Here is a 4041-nt window from a genome sequence, read left to right on the forward strand (position 1 = left end):
TCTACTGGTTTGGCCAGAAAATGCCCACCTTCATTGGTGCGCGCGAATACAGTAGGAAAGTAGGTAAGTGCTGGTTTAAATTCTAGGTCATCACTTAAGGTTGCCCACTGAGTTGGCTTTTTGGGTAGCCCTAAGCTTTGCTCTAACCAGGGTATGAAGTACCGATGAAAACACAAAAAAGTAGAAACCGGATTGCCGGGTAAGGCAAACACTACACTATCTTTTCCCTTCACCCCAAACCAGAACGGCTTGCCGGGTCGTTGCTTTACCCGATGAAATAGTTTTTTGACGCCTAATGTTTCCAAGGCTTCTGGTACGTAGTCTCGCTTTCCGCGCGAAACCCCACCGCTTAAAATGACTACCGAATGGTTGTTCATAATCTCGGCTAAGCCAGCGGTAGTTTGCTCTAGAGAATCGGTTACGTGATAAAAGGTAGCCGAAACCTGATAGTTAGCCAAAGCAGCCCGTAGTGCGTAGTTGTTCGATTGCCGAATTTGATATGGTTCAGGTTGTTCATTAACTCCTACCAGTTCATCTCCAGTAGACACAATGGCTACATTAGGTTGCTGGGTTACTTGGAGTTGTGCTTTTCCCACTGAAGCTGCTATAGCGATTTGGGCAGGTTTTAGGCGAGTTCCGATATGAACTAAGATCTCGCCCTGAGAACAATCATAGCCTTGAGGGTGTACGTTTTTTCCTTTCTCATCGGGAAGCTTTTTTATTGTAGCTATTGTCTTCCCATCTTCCTGGCGCATTTCAATATCTTCGTAAGGGGTTACAGTGTTAGTGCCACGAGGAAGCACTGAACCCGTCATCACTTCCAGCCCTCCGCTCATTTGGGACAAAGTCTTCTGAGGTTCCCCCGCTAGCTGCATGCCCTCCAATATCACTTCAGGGTTATCACCCTGTAGTTGATCAAAATCATACGCAATACCGTCCATCGTTACCCGGTGGAAAGGCGGGAAGTCCCGATCGGCTTGGATAGCTTCCCGTAATACTCGTCCTTGAGCTTCGGCGAGGTCTACTGTTTCGGCAGGAGAGGTGAGAAGGTGATCGTTAATAATCTGCGTAGCATCATGAGGGCTTATCATATTGTTGAGTTAAGGTAGTATTTTACAAAAGACTGAGCACAAAAAAAAAGGTGCCCGAAAGCACCTTTTACTAATCTACAATTGCTATTTATACTAGTACCTAAAATTAAAGGCCGCATAAATCTGAGCTAACGAGTTTCTAGCATCACCCAAAATTGCTTCAGCCGCTTCGGAGTCAGCAATTTGATTAAGGCCATAGTTATAGCGGGCTCCAACAGATACAGCACTAAAGTTCATTTGAAAACCTGCACTTAAACCGTAGTCGATCGTATTGAAATTATCGCGATCTAAGTTAGCACTATCATCAACAGCTCCGTCAGTAGAAATATTAGCATTCGTTAGGTAGCTCACGTAAGGACCAATCTGAATATCAGCTGATTCCCCTAACCGGAAGCTAGCCAGAATGGGTACATCTACGTAGTTAAGATTAAAGCTATAGTCACCCTCTAAATTAAACAACTCAGAATCATAGGTAGCACTAGCTCCCTTAGTAGAATACATCACCTCTGGTTGAATGGCAAAAAATTCTCCGACAGGCAATTGGGTAAACACTCCAATGTGAAATCCAGGACGAAGGTTCTCATCCGAAACATCGTCAATGTATAGGTTACTTACATTTAAACCACCTTTTATACCAGTACGAGCATCTTGAGCCATCAGACTAATAGGAATAACTAGGGCACTTAATAGTAGTGCAACTAGTCCAACAATTACTTTATTATATTTCAATTTCATAAGTTCAAAAAGTTTATAAAACATATTCAGTTAGGCATAATGAAAAATCTATGCCATATCATAAATAATGGTTTCAGACGGTAATTTGACAATTTATAATAATGCGTAATCCCCAAATGTGTGGAAAAAATTACATAGTGTGTAGAATTATATTACAACTTATTTATGTAGTATTCCTACTAATTTTACAAAATAGTTAAATAATATGTACTTTATGTTCATTTCTACGTGTGGTATCACTTTTGTCTATCTACCATATAATTAATAAAATCAATTATATTAAATCATGAAAAATCTAACAAAGAAACTTCCCCATACATTTACTCAATGGGTGCTAATAATTGGGATTGTAGCGAATGTTCAATTCTTGAGTGGCTGTGCTTCTATGAACAATACTACACGAGGTGGAGCTATTGGTGCAGGTGCGGGTGGCGCAGCAGGTGCGGTTATCGGTAATGCAACAGGTAATACTGCAGTAGGTGCCATTATTGGAGCCGCAGTAGGCGGTGCTGCTGGGGCAGTCATCGGCCGACAAATGGATAAGCAAGCCGAAGAACTAGAAGAAAATTTAGAAGGAGCAACCGTAGAGCGCGTAGGCGAAGGTATTAAAATTACCTTTGACTCGGGACTGCTATTTGACGTTGATTCTGACCAGTTGCGTGCCGAAACCAAAGAAGGCTTATCAGAAATGGCTGCCACTCTGCAGGAGTATGGTGATACCAATATCTTAATTGAAGGCCACACTGACGCTACCGGATCTGATGATTACAACCAAAGTTTATCCGTAGAGCGAGCTGCTTCAGTAGCCAGCTATTTGCAAACGATTGGAGTGAGCAGTAGTCGCTTAATTACCGAAGGTTATGGTGAAGAGCAACCTATTTCGGATAATGATACAGAAGCTGGCCGTCAGCAGAACCGACGAGTAGAAGTAGCTATCTACGCTAACGATGATATGGTTAAAGCAGCCGAAAGCGGTGATTTAGACGAAGGCAGATAGAATCCATTTTATACAATCTTTAAGTTTTGGCAATGTGGGCAAGCAGTCATGTTATATAGATTTTGATCAATCCAATAATATGAACTAGTGTTATACATTGCCAAATTTCTAGTATTTCTATCCTCACTTAAAGTACACTATCCGGATGCGGCACTATCAATTAATAACTAGTCTACTCAAGTAGATGCAAGATTGCTGATGCAGTTTTTATAAGTAATGGCTTTTTTATTGACCTTCAGGCTGGTTACTCGGTTCAGAGCCACAATGTGCCTATTGCTACCATATTCTTAGGAAAGATTGCCTAAGCTGACGAGAACTTTTACGTAGATTTATAGTCAGGAACGTAAATCTCTAACAGTGATGCAATTGATTTTGACCCCCAATGAGTACCATTTGACGGGATGCAAGTAGACTATACTTAAGCTACAACTAGTATCTACGTACTGCTCATCAGTGGTTTAGACTTATTCACCGAAGTTAGCCTGTTAGTGAAAGAAACGTGAGGATTAGTTTTGAGAGAAGAATAAGGTTAATCTAATTCGCAATTATAGGAAAAGTTGATACCGAAAATGTCTAATAGGCTATACCCGATAGTGGAAGGTTAATTGGCATTGAAACGATAGAATATATACATACTCACCCTATTAAGGTGACGTTTATTGTTTGAGGGAAAAAGTATTGAAGCTATATATTGCCTTCTAAGGAGGTGAATATAATTAGCCGCCCCACTTATAAGAATAGCATTAACTCACTGACCATATATAGTGTGAAGGAGTTTGAAGGTGATGCACAAGGGCAAATTTTGGGATGACTAAGAGCGGTGAATAATTTCCTTGCCACTTTGTGGGCGTTACCGTCGGGGTGAACACAATAAGAAAGGAATTCTTAGAAGGTTTTAGTATTTAAGCTAATTGCAACTTAAACTAGAAAGCGTTCTCAAAAAAGACCGCTTTGGCATATTATTATAAGTGACGGTAGTATGAGAGCCGATGACACCCTGAAAAGGAATTAATGTAACGAATCAACTTCTTATAAGTAAAAACAATTACTCCAACGGTGAAGAGGCTAATCCAGAAAGATGAGTAGACATAATCTCTTCCAGCGAATCCTCTCTACTCTCAGCATAAACCCCTTCATGAAAGTCATTAAGCAACTCGATTCCGCCCTCGTACGTGCTAAACCGAGACGATGCCAACCAAGTGGCTAACCCCCGGCAAC

At 41.1% G+C, this 4041-nt stretch carries 3 protein-coding genes; 1 reads left to right on the plus strand and 2 read right to left on the minus strand.

All coding sequences use genetic code 11. The annotated features are described in order from the left end of the window. Positions 1–1091, minus strand: a 1091-nt coding sequence (locus WBA23_RS16990) for a molybdopterin molybdotransferase MoeA (protein WP_424583480.1), incomplete at its 3' end; no start/stop codon positions are given. Between the two features lie 93 nt (positions 1092–1184). Then, a complete protein-coding gene (locus WBA23_RS16995) occupies positions 1185–1826 on the minus strand; it encodes a porin family protein (protein WP_424583481.1) in 642 nt (213 codons plus the stop codon). 286 nt (positions 1827–2112) lie between these two features. On the opposite strand from WBA23_RS16995, the gene WBA23_RS17000 reads away from it, so the two are divergent. Continuing rightward, positions 2113–2823, plus strand: coding sequence for an OmpA family protein (locus tag WBA23_RS17000; RefSeq protein ID WP_424583482.1), 711 nt, complete (start codon positions 2113–2115; stop codon positions 2821–2823). The last annotated feature ends 1218 nt before the right edge of the window (positions 2824–4041 follow it).

The organism is Tunicatimonas sp., from assembly GCF_049647865.1.
GTDB lineage: Bacteria > Bacteroidota > Bacteroidia > Cytophagales > Cyclobacteriaceae > Tunicatimonas.

What these genes read in the sequence shown, in the direction of transcription:
- WBA23_RS17000 (WP_424583482.1), top strand. Translation starts at nt 2,113, where the DNA reads ATGAAAAATCTAACAAAGAAACTTCCCCATACATTTACTCAATGGGTG.
- WBA23_RS16995 (WP_424583481.1), bottom strand. Translation starts at nt 1,826, where the DNA reads ATGAAATTGAAATATAATAAAGTAATTGTTGGACTAGTTGCACTACTA.